Annotated in this window: 14 protein-coding genes and 4 pseudogenes; 11 read left to right on the top strand and 7 right to left on the bottom strand. The window is 67.0% G+C overall.

The genetic code is table 11. The features are described from left to right. The 5 genes from E1288_RS38165 to E1288_RS50585 form a co-directional block, all read left to right on the top strand. Window positions 1-1,443 (top strand): MFS transporter (locus E1288_RS38165; protein ID WP_328592535.1); only part of this gene is annotated, 1,443 nt, incomplete at its 5' end. A gap of 84 nt (window positions 1,444-1,527) precedes the next feature. Then, the gene (gene manD / locus E1288_RS38160) at window positions 1,528-2,772 is read left to right on the top strand and encodes a D-mannonate dehydratase ManD (protein WP_132493548.1); all 1,245 of its coding nucleotides are present in this window, start codon (window positions 1,528-1,530) and stop codon (window positions 2,770-2,772) included. A 20-nt stretch (window positions 2,773-2,792) separates the two neighbouring features. Beyond that, window positions 2,793-3,440 (top strand): bifunctional 4-hydroxy-2-oxoglutarate aldolase/2-dehydro-3-deoxy-phosphogluconate aldolase, encoded by a 648-nt coding sequence (locus tag E1288_RS38155; protein WP_132493547.1) that lies wholly within the window; start codon window positions 2,793-2,795, stop codon window positions 3,438-3,440. After that, complete coding sequence (locus tag E1288_RS38150; protein ID WP_132493546.1) at window positions 3,437-4,408, top strand: sugar kinase; 972 nt, start codon at window positions 3,437-3,439, stop codon at window positions 4,406-4,408. Before E1288_RS38155 ends, E1288_RS38150 begins: the two co-directional genes overlap by 4 nt. A gap of 165 nt (window positions 4,409-4,573) precedes the next feature. After that, on the top strand, window positions 4,574-4,750 hold the full coding sequence (locus tag E1288_RS50585; RefSeq protein WP_132493545.1) for an SDR family oxidoreductase: 177 nt from the start codon (window positions 4,574-4,576) through the stop codon (window positions 4,748-4,750). Window positions 4,751-4,757: 7 nt separating this feature from the next. Here the strand turns inward: E1288_RS50585 and E1288_RS47490 are convergent, their stop codons facing one another. The 6 genes and pseudogenes from E1288_RS47490 to E1288_RS38125 form a co-directional block, all read right to left on the bottom strand. After that, window positions 4,758-4,919, bottom strand: a complete 162-nt coding sequence (locus E1288_RS47490) for a hypothetical protein (protein WP_165968477.1) — start codon at window positions 4,917-4,919, stop codon at window positions 4,758-4,760. Between the two features lie 52 nt (window positions 4,920-4,971). Beyond that, window positions 4,972-5,239 (bottom strand): annotated as a pseudogene (locus E1288_RS38140) (IS3 family transposase); the annotation flags it as partial. Between the two features lie 47 nt (window positions 5,240-5,286). Further along, a pseudogene (locus E1288_RS49345) lies at window positions 5,287-5,457 on the bottom strand (IS30 family transposase); the annotation flags it as partial. Continuing rightward, window positions 5,458-6,516, bottom strand: coding sequence for an IS110 family RNA-guided transposase (locus tag E1288_RS38135; RefSeq protein WP_132493544.1), 1,059 nt, complete (start codon window positions 6,514-6,516; stop codon window positions 5,458-5,460). A gap of 250 nt (window positions 6,517-6,766) precedes the next feature. Further along, a pseudogene (locus tag E1288_RS49340) lies at window positions 6,767-6,897 on the bottom strand (IS30 family transposase); the annotation flags it as partial. 89 nt (window positions 6,898-6,986) lie between these two features. Then, window positions 6,987-7,859, bottom strand: a complete 873-nt coding sequence (locus E1288_RS38125; protein WP_207954782.1) for a helix-turn-helix domain-containing protein — start codon at window positions 7,857-7,859, stop codon at window positions 6,987-6,989. 117 nt (window positions 7,860-7,976) lie between these two features. On the opposite strand from E1288_RS38125, the gene E1288_RS38120 reads away from it, so the two are divergent. The 3 genes from E1288_RS38120 to E1288_RS38110 are packed head-to-tail and all read left to right on the top strand — an operon-like array spanning window position 7,977 to window position 10,299. Continuing rightward, on the top strand, window positions 7,977-8,570 hold the full coding sequence (locus tag E1288_RS38120) for a non-oxidative hydroxyarylic acid decarboxylases subunit B (RefSeq protein WP_132493543.1): 594 nt from the start codon (window positions 7,977-7,979) through the stop codon (window positions 8,568-8,570). Window positions 8,571-8,610: 40 nt separating this feature from the next. Next, entirely contained in the window at window positions 8,611-10,035 is a 1,425-nt protein-coding gene (locus tag E1288_RS38115; RefSeq protein ID WP_132493542.1) for a non-oxidative hydroxyarylic acid decarboxylases subunit C, read from the top strand. 27 nt (window positions 10,036-10,062) lie between these two features. Next, a complete protein-coding gene (locus E1288_RS38110; protein ID WP_132493541.1) occupies window positions 10,063-10,299 on the top strand; it encodes a non-oxidative hydroxyarylic acid decarboxylases subunit D in 237 nt (78 codons plus the stop codon). 169 nt (window positions 10,300-10,468) lie between these two features. Here E1288_RS38110 and E1288_RS38105 read toward each other — a convergent pair. Beyond that, window positions 10,469-11,105 (bottom strand): annotated as a pseudogene (locus E1288_RS38105) (tyrosine-type recombinase/integrase); the annotation flags it as partial. Window positions 11,106-11,530: 425 nt separating this feature from the next. Between E1288_RS38105 and E1288_RS49335 the strand changes: the two are divergent. The 3 genes from E1288_RS49335 (at window position 11,531) to E1288_RS38095 (ending at window position 14,771) form a co-directional block, all read left to right on the top strand. Then, on the top strand, window positions 11,531-11,974 hold the full coding sequence (locus E1288_RS49335; protein WP_235884109.1) for a serine integrase family protein: 444 nt from the start codon (window positions 11,531-11,533) through the stop codon (window positions 11,972-11,974). Window positions 11,975-11,979: 5 nt separating this feature from the next. After that, window positions 11,980-12,786, top strand: coding sequence for a recombinase family protein (locus E1288_RS38100; protein ID WP_235884108.1), 807 nt, complete (start codon window positions 11,980-11,982; stop codon window positions 12,784-12,786). A 278-nt stretch (window positions 12,787-13,064) separates the two neighbouring features. Then, entirely contained in the window at window positions 13,065-14,771 is a 1,707-nt protein-coding gene (locus E1288_RS38095; protein ID WP_408014303.1) for a recombinase family protein, read from the top strand. The last annotated feature ends 80 nt before the right edge of the window (window positions 14,772-14,851 follow it).

Raw genomic sequence — 14,851 nt, 5'->3', positions numbered from 1 at the left:
CCACCCGCCCCCTCCCCGCGCGAAACCGAAGAAGGAACAACGATGTCCACTTCAGCACCACCGCCCGACACGGGCACCGCAAAGGACGGTACGGCCGAACGCAGCACCGGCGATCTCGCACGCGCCGCGATGTCCGGATGGCTCGGCACCGCGCTCGAGTTCATGGACTTCCAGCTGTACTCGCTCGCGGCCGGGCTCGTCTTCGGCCAGCTGTTCTTCGCCGGCGAGAGCCCTGCGCTCGCGGTCGTGTCCGCGATGGCGACGTACGCCGTCGGCTACATCGCCCGCCCCGTGGGCGCGTGGTACTTCGGACGGCTCGGCGACCGGGTGGGCCGCACCAAAGTCCTGTTCATCACGATCGCCCTCATGGGCGGCGCGACGACGCTCATCGGCGCCCTGCCGACCGTCCACCAAATCGGCGTCCTCGCGCCCATCCTCCTCGCGGTGCTGCGCCTCGTGCAGGGCTTCGGCGCCGGTGCGGAGATCTCCGGCGCGGGTGTCATGCTCGCCGAGTACGCGCCGACCAAGCGTCGCGGCATCATCGCGTCGCTCGTCGCGCTCGGCACGAACTGCGGCACCCTCGGTGCGTCGGCGATCTGGGGCATCCTCGTCGCCGTTCTCTCCGAGGAGCAGCTCCTCGCGTGGGGCTGGCGCATCCCGTTCCTCGGCAGCGCCGTGATCCTGCTGTTCGCCGTGTGGATCCGGTTCCGGCTCAAGGAGAGCCCGGTGTTCGAGGAGAGCTCCCACGTCAACGACGGCGTGGCGCTCACGACGGACGAGATCCGGGCGAAGGCCGAGCAGGAGAACGACATCCCGATGCTCGAGGCGCTCGAGCAGAAGAAGTGGCGGGCGCTCGTACCCGCGTTCCTGCTGCGATTCGGACAGGCGGGCAACTCGGGAATCCTGCAGACCTACATGGTCTCGTTCATCACCGTCACGCTCGCGATGTCGGCCGCGGTGGGCACGAGCGTCGTGATCGTTTCCTCGCTGTGCGCATTCGTCACGGTGCCGATCGTCGGCGCGCTCGGCGACAAGTTCGGCCGTCGCCGGATGTACCAGGTGATGAGCGTGATCTCGCTGATCCTCATCGTGCCGACGATGATGGCGATCGCGGGAGCGGACGTCCCGCAGTTGTTCGTCGGCTACATCGTCATGCACAACGTGTCGGTCATGGCGCTCGCCTCGCTGGAGAACCTCACGCTGCCGGAGATCTTCGGCGCCCGGCACCGGTACGCCGCGACCGGTGTCATCAGGGAGATCGCCGCGATGATCGCCACCGGTGTCGGCCCCGTCGTCGTGGCGGCCTGGGTGGCCGCGGCGAGCGGATCGTGGGTCCCGATCGCGATCATGCTCGGCATCTTCACGGTCTGCCCGCTCATCGGGACGTTGCTCATGCCCGAGGTCGCAGGACGCGACCTGAGGGATCCGCGCAACGCTGTCTGAACACCTGCCTCGGGTGCGGCGGCGAGTCGCATCCGAGGCGGTTCCCACACCGTCCACTTTCGACATTGGAAGGAAGCGAGCACCGTGAGCATCTCGACCGTCGAGGTCATCGTCACGAGCCCCGGACGCAACTTCGTCACCCTCAAGATCGTCACGTCCGACGGGGTCGTCGGGTGGGGCGACGCGACGCTCAACGGGCGGGAGCTCTCTGTCGCGGCCTACCTGCGGGATCATCTCGCGAGCACGCTCGTCGGCCGGGACGAGGATCGCATCGAGGACACGTGGCAGTACCTGTACCGCGGCGCGTACTGGCGACGTGGGCCCGTGACGATGGCCTCGATCGCCGCCGTCGACATGGCGTTGTGGGACATCAAGGCGAAGAAGGCGGGCGTTCCGCTGTACCAGCTGCTCGGTGGAGCGAGCCGCGACAAGCTCCGCGTGTACGCGCACGCCTCCGGCAACGACTACGAGGCGTTGGCCCAGGCGATCCGCGGGTACGTGGACGAGGGTTACACCGCGGTGCGCATCCAGACGGGCGTTCCCGGTCTCGGCCGGGTGTACGGCGTCTCGGATACGGCGAAGCCAGGGGAGAGGTACGACTACGAGCCCGCGCATCGCGCGGCCGACGGCAGCGCCGCGACGCGTCCCGAGGAGGAGGACTGGGACACGCCCGCGTATCTGCGGCACGTTCCGTCGATCTTCGAGAAGGTGCGCGAGGAGTTCGGACCAGAGCTGCGGCTGCTCCACGATGGACACCACCGCATGTCACCGATCGAGGCCGCCCGGCTGGCGAAGTCGCTCGAACCGTACGACCTGTTCTGGCTCGAGGACGCGACGCCCGGCGAGGACCAGGAGGCGTTCCGGCTCGTCCGGCAGCACAGCACGACCCCGCTGGCCACTGGTGAGGTCTTCAACTCGGTGTACGACTATCAGACGCTCATCACCGAGAGGCTCATCGACTACGTGCGGTCGGCGCCCACGCACACCGGCGGCGTCACGGGTATGAAGAAGCTCCTCGACTTCGCAGGTATCTACGGAGTCCGCTCCGGCATCCACGGTCCGACCGACGTCTCGCCGATCGGCATGGCGGCCGCACTCCACATCGACCTGGCGATCCACAACTTCGGCATCCAGGAGTACATGCCGCACAGCGAGCTGACGCTGGAGACGTTCCGCACGTCGTACACGTTCGACCGCGGCTTCCTCCATCCCGGTGACAACCCCGGTCTCGGCGTGGAACTCGACGAGGAGCTCGCCGCGCGCCATCCGTACACCGCCGCCTACCTTCCGGTGAACCGCCTGCTCGACGGCACCGTGCACGACTGGTGAGTCGAGAAAGGACAGACGTCATGAGCCAGCGTCAGACCCTGCCTCGGAGGACCGCCGCCTCGCGGCTCGTCGTGGTGATCCGCGGCGAGCGCGCCGAGGACTACGTGCCGGTCATCGACACGATGGTCGAGGCGGGGGTGCGGAGTTTCGAGCTCACGCTCACGACTCCCGGGACGTTCGCCGCGCTGCCCGGGCTCGTCGAACGGTACGCGGAGACGGCCGACATCGGCATCGGCACCGTGACGCGGCCCGGCGACGTGGATGCTGCCACCGATGGGGGAGCGCACTACCTCGTCACGCCGGTTTCCGATCTCGCCACCGTCGACCGGGCCCTCGAACGCGACATCGCGATCATCCCGGGCGGCCTCACTCCCACGGAGCTGTTCTCCACCTGGGACCGTGGCGTCTCCGCGGTGAAGGTGTTCCCCGCGGGCCAGGTGGGTCCCGGATACCTGAAGGATCTGCGCGGTCCGTTCCCGGATCTGTCCGCCGTCCCGTCTGGTGGGGTGGACCTCGAATCGGCGCGGGCGTGGCTCGCGGCAGGTGCGGCGGCAGTGAGCGTCGGTGGTCCGCTGCTCGGGGACGCGTTGAAGGGCGGCGAACTCGGTGCGCTCGGGGAACGGGCGCGGCGGTTCGTCGAGGTGTGCGCGGGGAGTGGAACCGAATGACGGCCTCTCGGATTCTGACGCTGGGCGAGACGATGGGCCTGCTCACCGGCAGCCGCATCGGTTCGCTCGCGCACGTGTCCGGAGCGCACGTGGGGATCGGTGGCGCGGAGACGAACGTCGCCGTCGGCCTGAGCAGGCTCGGAGTTCCGGTCACGTGGATCGGCCGGGTCGGAGACGACTCGCTGGGCAGACGGGTCGTGCGCGAGGTCCGCGGCGAGGGCGTCGACGTGCGGGCACAGCTCGCCCCGGAGGCGGCGACCGGGCTCATGGTCAAGGAGCTCACGGGCCCGGGGACGTCGCGGGTGTACTACTACCGTGCGGGTTCCGCCGGTTCGCGGCTGGCAGCCACGGACGTGCCCGCGGGTCTCGTCGAGAGCGTCGGGCTCGTGCACCTTACCGGCATCACTCCGTTGCTGTCGGACTCCGCGCGCGAGGCGTGTCTTTCCGTGGTGCGGCGGGCTCGGGCCGCCGGGGTGCGTGTGAGCGTCGACGTGAACTACCGGTCGACGCTCGCTCCCGCGGACGTCGCCGCGAAGGTGCTGGGCGAGCTCGTCGGGGAGGCGGACCTCGTGTTCGGCTCCCTCGAGGAGCTGGCGTACGGGGTTCCCGGTGGCGTGGCGGATGATTCTTTGGCGATCGACGAGCTGGCCCGCGCCCTCGACCCCATGGGCGCGCGCGAGATCGTCGTCAAGCGGGGCGCCGACGGTGCGTCAACGTACACCGAGGGCACCGTGGTCCACGCTCCTGGCCATCGCGTCGATGTCGTCGACACGGTGGGAGCGGGGGATGCGTTCGTGGCCGGCTACCTCAGTGGCGACGTGCAAGGCTGGAGCGTCAAGGAGAAGCTCGCCCGGGCGAACGCCTGTGGCGCCGTGATGTGCACGACCCCCGGCGACTGGGAGGCCGCCCCGACCCCCGCCGAACTCGAGGCCTTCCTAGGTGCCGACGGCGACCCGGTCCAGCGCTGAGCCCGTCCGCGGTGGGTGACCTCCTTCCGGCTCGGCGCCGACGGGCCGGACCGAGATCAGGGCAGGACCTCCAGCGAGGACAGTTGTTCGTCGAGCCACGGCTTGATTGTGCGAGCGTGGGTCGTGGTTAGGTGGGTCGTCACTCCGTGGACGACGACGTCGCCGATGATCGCGGGGCAGGTGCCGTCGCGGCAGAATGCCGGGGTCGGATCGAGGATCCGTGCTCCCTCACCGGGTTCGCCGGAGGAAATCGCGAAGGTCATCGCGTTCCTGTGTTCCCCAGGTGCATCGTTCATGACTGGCGCCGCAGTGCCCGCCGACGGCGGCTACACGGCGGTCTGATCGGGAATCACCACGGCGCGACCGAGGATCTCCCCTCGTCGCAAGGCTTCCACGCTTCGCTGGTGTGGGAGAGCGGGTAGGTCATGGTCTTGGCGCGGAGGCCGTGGTGTTGGGCGAGCGCCACGACGTCGGCGAGCTCATCGCGCTCGCTCCGGAACGGGGTCCGCATCCGTGCTCCGGGGGCTGCCCGGGATTTGGTTGTTACCTGGGCTTGACCGGTGTCAGGGCGCGTGTGCGGCGGTGTAGATGCTCTCAAACTCGACCGAGGTGATTTTCCAGGCGTCGTTGCCTGCGTTTGCGGTGGTATTTCGTCTCGATTCAGGACACGATCGCCATCCGGAGTTCCTCGCAGGTGCGCCACCATCTGGTGTCGAGAACGTTCTTCTGCAGTAAGGAAAAGAACGATTCCATTGCGGCGTTGTCGCCACACGCGCCGACCCGCCCCATCGACCCGGTCAGCTGGTGGCGGCGCAGCAGTCGCCGGAATTTCACCGGAACTGCACGGATTCAATCAGTCGCCGCAACAGTCGGAACTGTTAGGCATCTAGTAAAGCAGAGGGGCGTTCGGCGGGTGTGTCCCAGTCGAGGGATTTTCTGGGGCGTCCGTTGAGTTCGTCGGCGATGGTTTGCAGGGCCGTGATGTTGTGGGTTCGCAGGTCGGTGCTGCCAGGGAAATGCTGGCGTAGCAGGCCGTTGATGCTTCTATGTCAAGCGGTGTGTTCGTAGCGGGTGATGTGGTGTTTCCAGGAAGCTTGATCGGTGGTCATGGCTCGGTGGATGACGTCGATGAGGTGGCGTTGAAGGATGCGGCGGGCGCCGCGGCTACCTTTGGTGGGTTCGTGGCGGGCAAGTAACGCCTGTGCGTCGGGATGCCAGCGTTTCTGCACGATCGCTGCGGTGTAGAGCACGCTGTTGAGCCGTCGGTTTCCGCCTCGGTGCAGGCGATGGCGTTCTTTGTCGGAGGAGTAGACCGGGATCGGAGCGCAGCCGGTGTAGCGGGCGAGCTTGGCCGAGCTGGAGAAGCGGGTGATGTCGCCGATCTCAGCGATCAGGACCGCCGCGGAGATGTGACTGATCCCGGTGATCTCCAGCAGTGCGGGGGCCAGCGGGGTCACGAGTTCCCTGATAGTGCCGTCGAGGTCGCGGACACGTTGGTTGAGATCGGCGATCTCCGTGATCATGTCGGCGAGCGCCTTGCGGACGTGTGTGCCCAGCGGTGCCGGCTCTAGCAGTGCGGTCAGCGAGGCCAGGCCTTTGGGGCGGGCGAGGTCTCCTGGAGTGTGGTTGAGCCAGACATGCAGTTGTGCTTTGAGCTGGTTGATCACCATGGTGCGGCGTTTGATGAGGTCTGCGCGGTAGTCGACCAGGACGCGTAGTTCACGGACTCGCTCGTCGATGCGGTGCCGGTCCAGGCCGGGGGTGGCGATCGCGGCGTGGGCGGCTGCGGCGGCGTCGACGGGGTCGGACTTGGCGCCGGTGGCGGCATGCAGCTTGCGGTGGGCAGCGGTCAGCCGGGATGGAACCCAGACCACTTCGTGGCCGGCGAGCAGCAGGCCGTCGGCGAGGCGGCGGGCGAACCCGCGACCGTCCTCGATGGCCCAGGTGACGGGCATGTCGCCTGCGATCGAGCGGATCCACTTGACTAGCGCAGTGATCAAGAGCGTGTCGTTGTTGACGATCATCGGCTTGCTGATCTGCCTGCCGCCGGCATCGACTGCCACTGCGACGTGGACGTGCTTGTGCGGGTCGATCCGTACTGTCACCATCGAGCTGGCCTCTCCTCCGCTGTCGTGGATGACGGGGCAGAGGCAAGAGCCCTGGCCTGGGGACAGACCTATTGCGAGTTGACGGCTCAGCAGGCTTCTATCAAGTCACTCCAGGCCAGGGCTCTCGCCCTGTGGGCCGCCGTGGACATATCAACGGAAAGCCTTGCGGCACGTGTTTTCCGAGTCACCCAACGGCCCGACCGAAGCGTCTCCCGTCGAAGAAGCCCGGCCCGGATCATCATGACCAATAGGTGTTTTCGTTGCTGCCGCGCTGCCAAGGTTTTCCTGGATCGCAGAGGTAGACGGCCATGTTGGTGGCCATCGTGGAGGCACGGTGTTCGGCCATCTCGGCCCCTGGTCCCAGGTGAGCGTGTCCCGCAATGCGTGGCCTCGCCGTTTTAGATACGCGTGTCGCTCCGTGGTCGAGTTTGTTCGTGAGGGGCAGTCGTTCTGGCGCGGGAGCGGGAGATTCATCGCTCCGTCGTGCCGCGTGCTTCGGCGCGGAATGCCAGCGGCGTTCGACCGTCGTGTTTGCGGAAGAACTTGTTGAAATCGCCGGGGTTTTCGAAGCCGAGGTGGCGGGCAATGTCAGCTGAGGTGTTGTCGGTGTGCACCAGGAGGCGTTTGGCTTCCAGGATGATGCGGGCGTCGAGGTAGGCCTTGGCTGTGGTGCCGGAGGCAGCTAGCGCGGCTCGGGTGAGGGTTCGGGTGCTGTAGCCGAGGGCGGCGGCGTAGTCGGCGACGCGGTGGGTGCGGGTGAAGTCGCGTTCGACAGCTGCGTGGAACCGCGCGAAGGGCCCGTCCGGCGGTGCGGCGGAAGGTAGTTCCGGGCTGGCGTGGGCAAGGCGCAGCAGGAGGACCGCCAACAGCATGCGCAGCGCCCGGTTGTGCTCCTCCAGCGTCAGGGTGCCCAGCTCTTCGTACTCGGCGAACAGGTGCTGGCGAGCGAGGTCGACCAGGTGGGCGGTCGAGCGGGTCGGCAGCACCGGGGTTTCGCTGAGTGGTGGGTCGATGGTCACGAAACCCGGGCGCCAGATCACGATGGCGCCGTGTGAGCGGGTCAGCGCACCGCCCGGCTCGGCCGCGTACTGGTGGACCTGGCCCGGCCGCACCCACAGCCATCCGCCCGGCTCGATTACGTGGGTGGCGAAGTCCACCGAGTGCGGCAGCGGTTCGGCGTCCCCGGCGACGTGGATGAGGTGGTGGAAGTCGGGCCGTTGTGGGGCAGCCAGGTCGATCTCCCGCCGCTCGCCCCGTTCGCGCAGCTCGGCGAAATCCGCCACGTCCATCCCGATCGGCGTGCTCAGCCCCGGCCGGTAGGCGACATCGGTGATCTCGGGCATCCGCATACCTGTTCTTGTCCGATTCTTCCCATGGTTTGTCACCAGCGTACCCGCTCACCTGCGATATCGGCTCCTAATGTGGAGGTGTCGGAGCTGGAGTGACCGAAAAGGAGAAGCATGCGACTCGTCGTTGGCATGACCGGGGCGACCGGGGCTCCGCTCGCGGTCCGGCTGCTGGCGCAGCTGGCAGAGCTATCCGATGTGGAGACCCACCTGGTGATCAGCCGATGGGCCCGGGCGACCGCGGAGCTGGAGACCGGACTGAGCACCAAGGAGATCGGTGAGCTCGCCGACGTCGTCCACAACCCCGACGACCAGGGTGCGAGCATCTCGTCGGGGTCATTCCGCACCGACGGCATGGTCATCGTGCCGTGCTCGATGAAAACCGTCGCCGGGATCCGCGCCGGCTACGCCGACGGGCTCATCGCGCGCGCAGCGGACGTGACGATCAAGGAACGCCGGCCGCTCGTGCTAGTGCCGCGCGAGACACCGCTGAGCGAGATCCACCTGGAGAACATGCTCGCGCTGTCCCGGATGGGGGTGCGCATCGTGCCGCCGATGCCCGCGTTCTACCACAACCCGGCCTCCATCGACGAAGTCGTCGAACACATCGTCACCCGCGTGCTGGACCAGCTGGACCTGCCCGCCCCCGTCGCGCAGCGGTGGGAGGGACTTCGGACGACTCGGCTGCGGAAGCGCGCAGCATCCTGACACTTTCCCCTTGCCGCACAGTTCTTTTCGAGGAGAGCACATGGCCTACGACGACCTCCGGTCGTTCCTGAACACCCTGGAGCAGCAGGGGCAGCTGCTGCGGATTCCCGATGAGGTGCTGCCCGAGCCCGACCTGGCAGCAGCCGCCAACGCCGCCGGGTGCATCGGGGAGGGCGCGCCCGCGTTGTGGTTCGACCAGGTCAAGGGCTTCACCAACGCGCGGATCGCGATGAACGTGCACGGCTCGTGGCGCAACCACGCGCTGGCCCTGGGCTTGCCCAAGGAGACCTCCACCCGCGAGCAGGTCGAGGAGTTCGCGCGGCGCTGGGACGATTTCCCCGTCGCGCAGGAGCGCCGGGAGGACGCGCCGTGGCGGGAGAACAGCGTCACCGGCGCGGACCTCGACCTGTTCGACGTGCTTCCGCTGTTCCGGCTCAACGACGGTGACGGCGGGTTCAATCTGGACAAGGCCGCCGTGGTCTCGCGGGATCCGGACGCGCCGGAGGACTTCGACCGTCAGAACCTGGGTATCTACCGCATCGAGGTCATCGGCCGGGATCGCCTCGCGTTGCAACCGGTTCCGATGCACGACATCGCCCAGCACCTGCGCAAGGCCGAAGAGAAGGGAGAGGATCTGCCGGTGGCCATCACACTGGGCAACGAACCGGTGGTGCCGATCGTGGCGGGCATGCCGATGGCCTACGACCAGTCCGAGTACGAGATGGCCGGCGCACTGCGCGGCGCTCCCATGCCCATCGCCACGGCACCGCTGACCGGACTCGACGTGCCGTGGGGTGCGGAAGTGGTGATCGAGGGCCGCATCGAGTCGCGGGTGCGGCAGCTCGAGGGACCGTTCGGGGAGTTCACCGGGCACTACTCGGGCGGTCGGCGGATGCCGGTGGTGCGCATCGAGCGGATCTCCTTCCGCAACAACCCGATCTTCGAATCCCTGTACCTGGGCATGCCGTGGACCGAGTGCGACTACCTGGTGGGTCCGAACACCTGTGTGCCGCTGCTCAAGCAGCTGCGCGCGGAGTTCCCGGAAGTTCGCGCCGTGAACGCGATGTACACGCACGGGCTGCTGGTGATCATCTCCACGGCGAAGCGCTACGGCGGGTTCGCCAAGGCAGTGGGCATGCGCGCGATGACCACACCGCACGGGCTCGGCTACGTCAGCCAAGTGATCCTCCTCGACGAGGACGTGGACCCGTTCGACCTGCCACAGGTGATGTGGGCGCAGTCGGCGAAGGTCAACCCGGCAGAGGACGTGGTGGTCATCCCGAACCTGTCGGTAGTGGAACTGGCTCCGGCCTCCCAGCCAGCGGGCATCACCAGCAAGATGATCATCGACGCGACGACCCCGGTACAGCCCGACGTGCGGGGCAACTTCAGCACCCCCACCAAGGACCTGCCCGAGACCGCGGCGTGGGCCGATCGCCTGCGTTCACTGCTCAACAAGCGCTGAAACTCCGCTTCCAGGAAGGAAAGTTCGATGAGCGCCGAAGAAACCGTGTGCCCGCGCTGCGCCGCAGCCGAGATCCGCAGCGTGACGACCTCCCCGGTGCCCGGGGTGTGGGAAGTGCTGCAATGCCTTCCGTGCCTCTACATGTGGCGCACCAGCGAACCTGACCGCCGTACCCGGCGTGACAGCTATCCCGACAGCTTCAAACTGACCGCCGAGGATATCGCCAACGCCACCGAAGTCCCCGCCATCCCACCCCTGCGCTAGCCAGTCCTGACCGCCTCACCTTCGCCGAACACGAGTTCCAGGGCGGTTCTCTGTGTGTGGGGCAAGGAAGAGGTGGCTATCGTCACGACCTCGACGCAGGCCATCGGATAGCCGGTCAGCATCGGCATTATCTGTTGATCAAGACGATTTCCTCAGCGGCAACTGAAATTTAGCTTGACTGATCATCCTGACAATCCGCCACGGCCCACGGGGGGAGTTGCGAGGGGTGGGGCTCTCCTGTTAGAGCTGCAAGGGCTGTAGCGACTTCGGTGAGGTTCGCGCGGACGTAGGTCGCGGTTGCTCCGGTGTCGCCATGGCCGTTGGTGTGGCCGGCGTACTCGCGGGCGACGGCGTAGCCGAAGTTGCGCTCGACCCAAGTCAGAGTGGTGTGGCGCAGCCAGTGTGTGGAGACTTGCTGGGTGGCGACCCACGGCAGATGACGTCCCAGGCGCGTCCACAGGTGGTCGTATCGCCGGCGGGTAGTGGGAGAACCGTTGGCATAGCGGAGAAGTTGTCCGTCAGGGTCGGCGTCTCCACGGCGGTCCGAGTGTGCTTGTAGGTGGGCCATCAGGTTCGGGGATACCGGTTGCGAGCGCAGGGTCTCACCCTTTTCTCTCAGCCGGATCAGGCACTGTTCGGTGTCGAGGTCTCGTGGGCGAAGTGCGAGTGCGCCTCCGCGGCGGCAGGCGGTTTCGGTGTGTAAGCCGGAGCAGGAGGCTGTCTAGAAGGGGGTCGTTGCCGGTGCTGGCGGCGACCTGGTTGATGTCCGATAGCTGACTGTCCGACAGCGCTCGTCGTGTGGTGGGGCATGCATGGCCTACCGCTTGAGTAGTCCGGCCGACGGCAGCCGCGCTAGCGGTGGGAAGGCTGCGCCGGTGGTGGGGAAGCGCTTCAGTCGGGGTGCGTATCGGACTGCTCTGTTCGGGTGTAGATCAAGTCGTCCGCGATCGTGGGCCACGATGGGTCTCGGCTTCGAGGTGGGAAGGGCCGAGATGGGTGGGTTGACCAGTTCCGGTTTTGTGGATGCGGTGGCGGCACGGCGTCGTGGTTCGCTGCGGTCTGCCGCGGGACCGGTGGGTGGTGTGCGGTTCGCGTTTTATGGGCGGATGTCGACCCGTGGGTTTCAGGATCCGCAGACGTCGCGTGCGTGGCAGCGGGCGGTGTCGGAGGAGCTCATCGAGGGTGTCGGTGAGATCGTGGTCGACTTCTTCGATGAGGGCCGGTCGCGGCGGTGGTCGTGGTGGACCGGCCGGCGGCCTCGGCACTGTTGGCGGCTGCGGAGGACCCGGATCGGAAGTTCGATGCCGTGGTGGTGGGTGAGTACGAGCGTGCTTTTTATGGTGATCAGTTTCGGGAGGTCCTGGCACGGTTGAACACCCTCGGCGTGCAGCTGTGGTTGCCTGAGGCGGGTGGGCCGGTGGAGCTGGACAGTCCGGTTCATGAGGCGTTGATGGTGTTGCTGGGTGCGCAGGCGCAGCGTGAGGTGGTGCGGGCTCGGCATCGGGTGAAGGCCGCGATGGCCGCCCAGACACGAGATGAGGGACGTTTCCTCGGTGGTCGCCCACCGTATGGCTATCGGCTGGTGGATGCGGGTCCGCATCCCAATGTCACGCATGCGCAGTGGGGCGGCGTGTACAGGTGTTGGAGCCGGATCCGGAGACGGCGTCGTGGGTGAGGTGGATGTTCGCCGAGCGGGCGCGTGGCCGGTCGGTGGCGTCGTTGGCGCGGGAGCTCAACGCGCGTGGTGTGCCGTGCCCGGCCGATGCCGACCCGGCCCGCAACAGTCCTCGTCGGGGGCAGGGGTGGATCGCCCGCACGATCGGGCTGATTTTGGCGAATCCGCGGTACACCGGCCGGCAGGTCTGGAACTGGCACTCCACCAAAGGTCACGGCGCCGGGGGACGCACGGGTGGCCGAGGATCCGGTGCGGTGCGTCGGAATGCGGTGCAGGAATGGGAAGTCTCCGAGCAGTTGTCTCATCCGGCGTTGGTCGAGGAGTCCACGTTCCTCGCCGTGCAACGCATTCGTGCGCCCCGGCCGAGCAAAGACGGTGAGGCGCGCACGTATGAGCTGGCTGATCTGGTGGTGTGCGGGGAGTGCGGTCGTCGGATGGACGCGCATTGGCTGCATGGCCGCGCGGGTTATCGCTGCCGGCATGGTTCGAAGTCCGCCCGATCGCGGCCGAGTCCGGTGCCCCGTCACGTCTACGTCCGCGAGGATCGCCTTCGCGACGCTTTACCGGGCTTGCTCAGCCAGCAATGTGGGGCACCACCCGAGGATGATGTGGGGAAAGACGTTGGTGACTGTCTTCGCCGTGCAGGGCTGGAGATCGTGTGTGGCCACGAAGGCTGGCGTCTCAGGCCCATACCAGGCTGTCCAGCTCCCGAGCTGGTGGCCTCACCCGGCCCGATACCCTCCGTACCCGAGGCGGACTTCACCGTCGAGTGCCAGAAGAAGAACCCCGCTACCAGCAGTGAGGAGTGCTAGCCGCCGAGTTTTAACTCGTGAGGTAAGAGAGTGTCCGAGGGGGGACTTGAACCCCTAGACCGGTGAAATTTCCCGTGTTTGGGGAAATCACACCAGAACGGTAGCAGGTGCGTCTTCCGCAGGCTACAACCCTGTGGAACCTCAAGGGTTTTGTCAGTCGGCGGGGGTCGTCGGTGTCTTCTGCCCTTGGCGTCGGCATGCGGCTATTCGGGTCGTGTTGAGCTGGTGCTGCGTCACAAGCGCTGTGTGGCGACGTTCCAGCACTGCCTTATTGGGCGGTGTTGGATGCGGGGTGCGCGGTGACCGGGGCAGAGGGAACAGGCCCATTCGGAACAGCAGGGCACGGCCGCAGGCCGCGACATCGGGGGAGTGGTCGTGGTGGGTCGCTGGTGCGGTTCGCTTTTTATGGTCGGATGTCGACGAAGGAGTTCCAGGATCATGAGACGTCGCTGAGCTGGCAGCTCGAGGTTGCCGAGGAGACGATCGACGGCCGCGGGCTGATCGTGGCCGAGTACTTCGATGAGGGCTGTTCGCGTCGGCGGTCCTGGTCGAAGCGGCCGTTTGCGGCAGCACTGCTAACCGCGACGCAGAGCCCGGACCGTGGGTTTGATGCCGTTGTCGTCGGCGAGTATGAGCGGGCTTTCTACGGAGATCAGTTCCGGGCCGTGATGAGCTTCTTGGCCGAGCAGGGTGTGCAGTTGTGGTTACCGGAGGCGGGTGGGCCGGTTGATCTCGGTGATCCGGCGCATCAGGCGTTGATGTTGTTGTTGGGTTCGCAGTCGCGGCGGGAGGTGTTGCGGGCGCGGCACCGGGTATTGGCGGCCATGCGCGCCCAGGTCTGTACGCAGGGCCGGTTTTTGGGTGGGCGGCCGCCGTATGGGTATCGGTTGGTTGATGCGGGGCCGCACCCGAACAGTGCCCACACGCAGTGGGGGCGTCGATTGCACCGGTTGGAACCGGATCCGGCTACGGCTCCGTGGGTGCGGTGGATCTTCGAGCAGCGCGCTGCGGGGCGCAGCGTGGCCGGTATCGCGCGGGAGCTCAATGAGCGTGGGGCGACGTGTCCGTCGGGTGCTGATCGGGTGCGTAACTCGCATCGTTCGGGGCGGGCGTGGATTGCGCGAACAGTGTCGGGGATTCTGGAGAATCCGCGGTACACGGGGATGCAGGTGTGGAATCGACACGGCACCCTCCGTAATCCTGGAGGTTCTCGTCGCGGCGGCGGCGCCGGGGGCCGCATGGACCAACAGGATTGGGTGGTGTCGAACGCACCCGCACACGCCGCACTGGTCGACGAAGCAACGTTCCGGTCGATCCAGGGCATGCGCGCCGCCCGCAAAACCCAGGAAGGGGACACACGGATCTATCGGTTGGCGGGGCTGATTGTGTGTGGCCGGTGCGGTCGGCGGTTTGACGCGCATTGGGTGAACAACCGGGCCGGCTACCGCTGCCGCCATGGCCATACCAGCGCCCGCACCCAGGCGCTGGTTCTGAAGAGCACCTACGTCAGGGAGGACCACCTCCTCGCGGCCCTCCGGACCCGCCTGGTCTACGTCACTGGTGACGATGTTGCCCTGGTCGATTACCTCCGTACTAACGGACTGGTGATCGTCTACTGCGGCCCGGACTGGACCATCGAAAAGTGGCCGCGTGCACCCCACTCCGGTGGAGGAGCGGCTCTGGGCGCTGCTCGACCACGAGCCGACCACCCCCGTCACGGTCGATCTGGTGACGAGAACGGTCCAGGTGGAGGGCGTCGAGAGTTCCTTCGACATCCCAGCGGAGATCCGCGACCGTCTCTCCGGGTCCCCACAGAGCGGACGGCAGTTGGACTTTGGGCGGTGGACGACCGCGACCACCGAACGGGGCAGAAGGACGAGCCTGCTGCTGCGACGGTGGCTCAGGGGATCGCGACGATCAACGGGTGTTCGAGCGTCACCAGGCCGACAGAGATGGCCGGACCTGCAGCCCCAGGTAAGAGGTGAGGCGCTCCGTCACCTGGGGGCAAGGGGCTCTAACTGAAGAAAATCCGAGGGGAAAAGAGCGCCCGAGAACTGGACCGCGG

The organism is Saccharopolyspora elongata (assembly GCF_004348985.1).
Lineage (GTDB): Bacteria > Actinomycetota > Actinomycetes > Mycobacteriales > Pseudonocardiaceae > Saccharopolyspora > Saccharopolyspora elongata.
This window is presented reverse-complemented; position numbering and strand designations above follow the sequence as displayed.

What these genes read in the sequence shown, in the direction of transcription:
- E1288_RS38155 (WP_132493547.1), top strand. Translation starts at nt 2,793, where the DNA reads ATGAGCCAGCGTCAGACCCTGCCTCGGAGGACCGCCGCCTCGCGGCTC.
- E1288_RS38150 (WP_132493546.1), top strand. Translation starts at nt 3,437, where the DNA reads ATGACGGCCTCTCGGATTCTGACGCTGGGCGAGACGATGGGCCTGCTC.
- E1288_RS50585 (WP_132493545.1), top strand. Translation starts at nt 4,574, where the DNA reads ATGATCGCGGGGCAGGTGCCGTCGCGGCAGAATGCCGGGGTCGGATCG.
- E1288_RS47490 (WP_165968477.1), bottom strand. Translation starts at nt 4,919, where the DNA reads ATGCGGACCCCGTTCCGGAGCGAGCGCGATGAGCTCGCCGACGTCGTG.
- E1288_RS38135 (WP_132493544.1), bottom strand. Translation starts at nt 6,516, where the DNA reads ATGGTGACAGTACGGATCGACCCGCACAAGCACGTCCACGTCGCAGTG.
- E1288_RS38125 (WP_207954782.1), bottom strand. Translation starts at nt 7,859, where the DNA reads ATGCCCGAGATCACCGATGTCGCCTACCGGCCGGGGCTGAGCACGCCG.
- E1288_RS38120 (WP_132493543.1), top strand. Translation starts at nt 7,977, where the DNA reads ATGCGACTCGTCGTTGGCATGACCGGGGCGACCGGGGCTCCGCTCGCG.
- E1288_RS38115 (WP_132493542.1), top strand. Translation starts at nt 8,611, where the DNA reads ATGGCCTACGACGACCTCCGGTCGTTCCTGAACACCCTGGAGCAGCAG.
- E1288_RS38110 (WP_132493541.1), top strand. Translation starts at nt 10,063, where the DNA reads ATGAGCGCCGAAGAAACCGTGTGCCCGCGCTGCGCCGCAGCCGAGATC.
- E1288_RS38100 (WP_235884108.1), top strand. Translation starts at nt 11,980, where the DNA reads ATGTTCGCCGAGCGGGCGCGTGGCCGGTCGGTGGCGTCGTTGGCGCGG.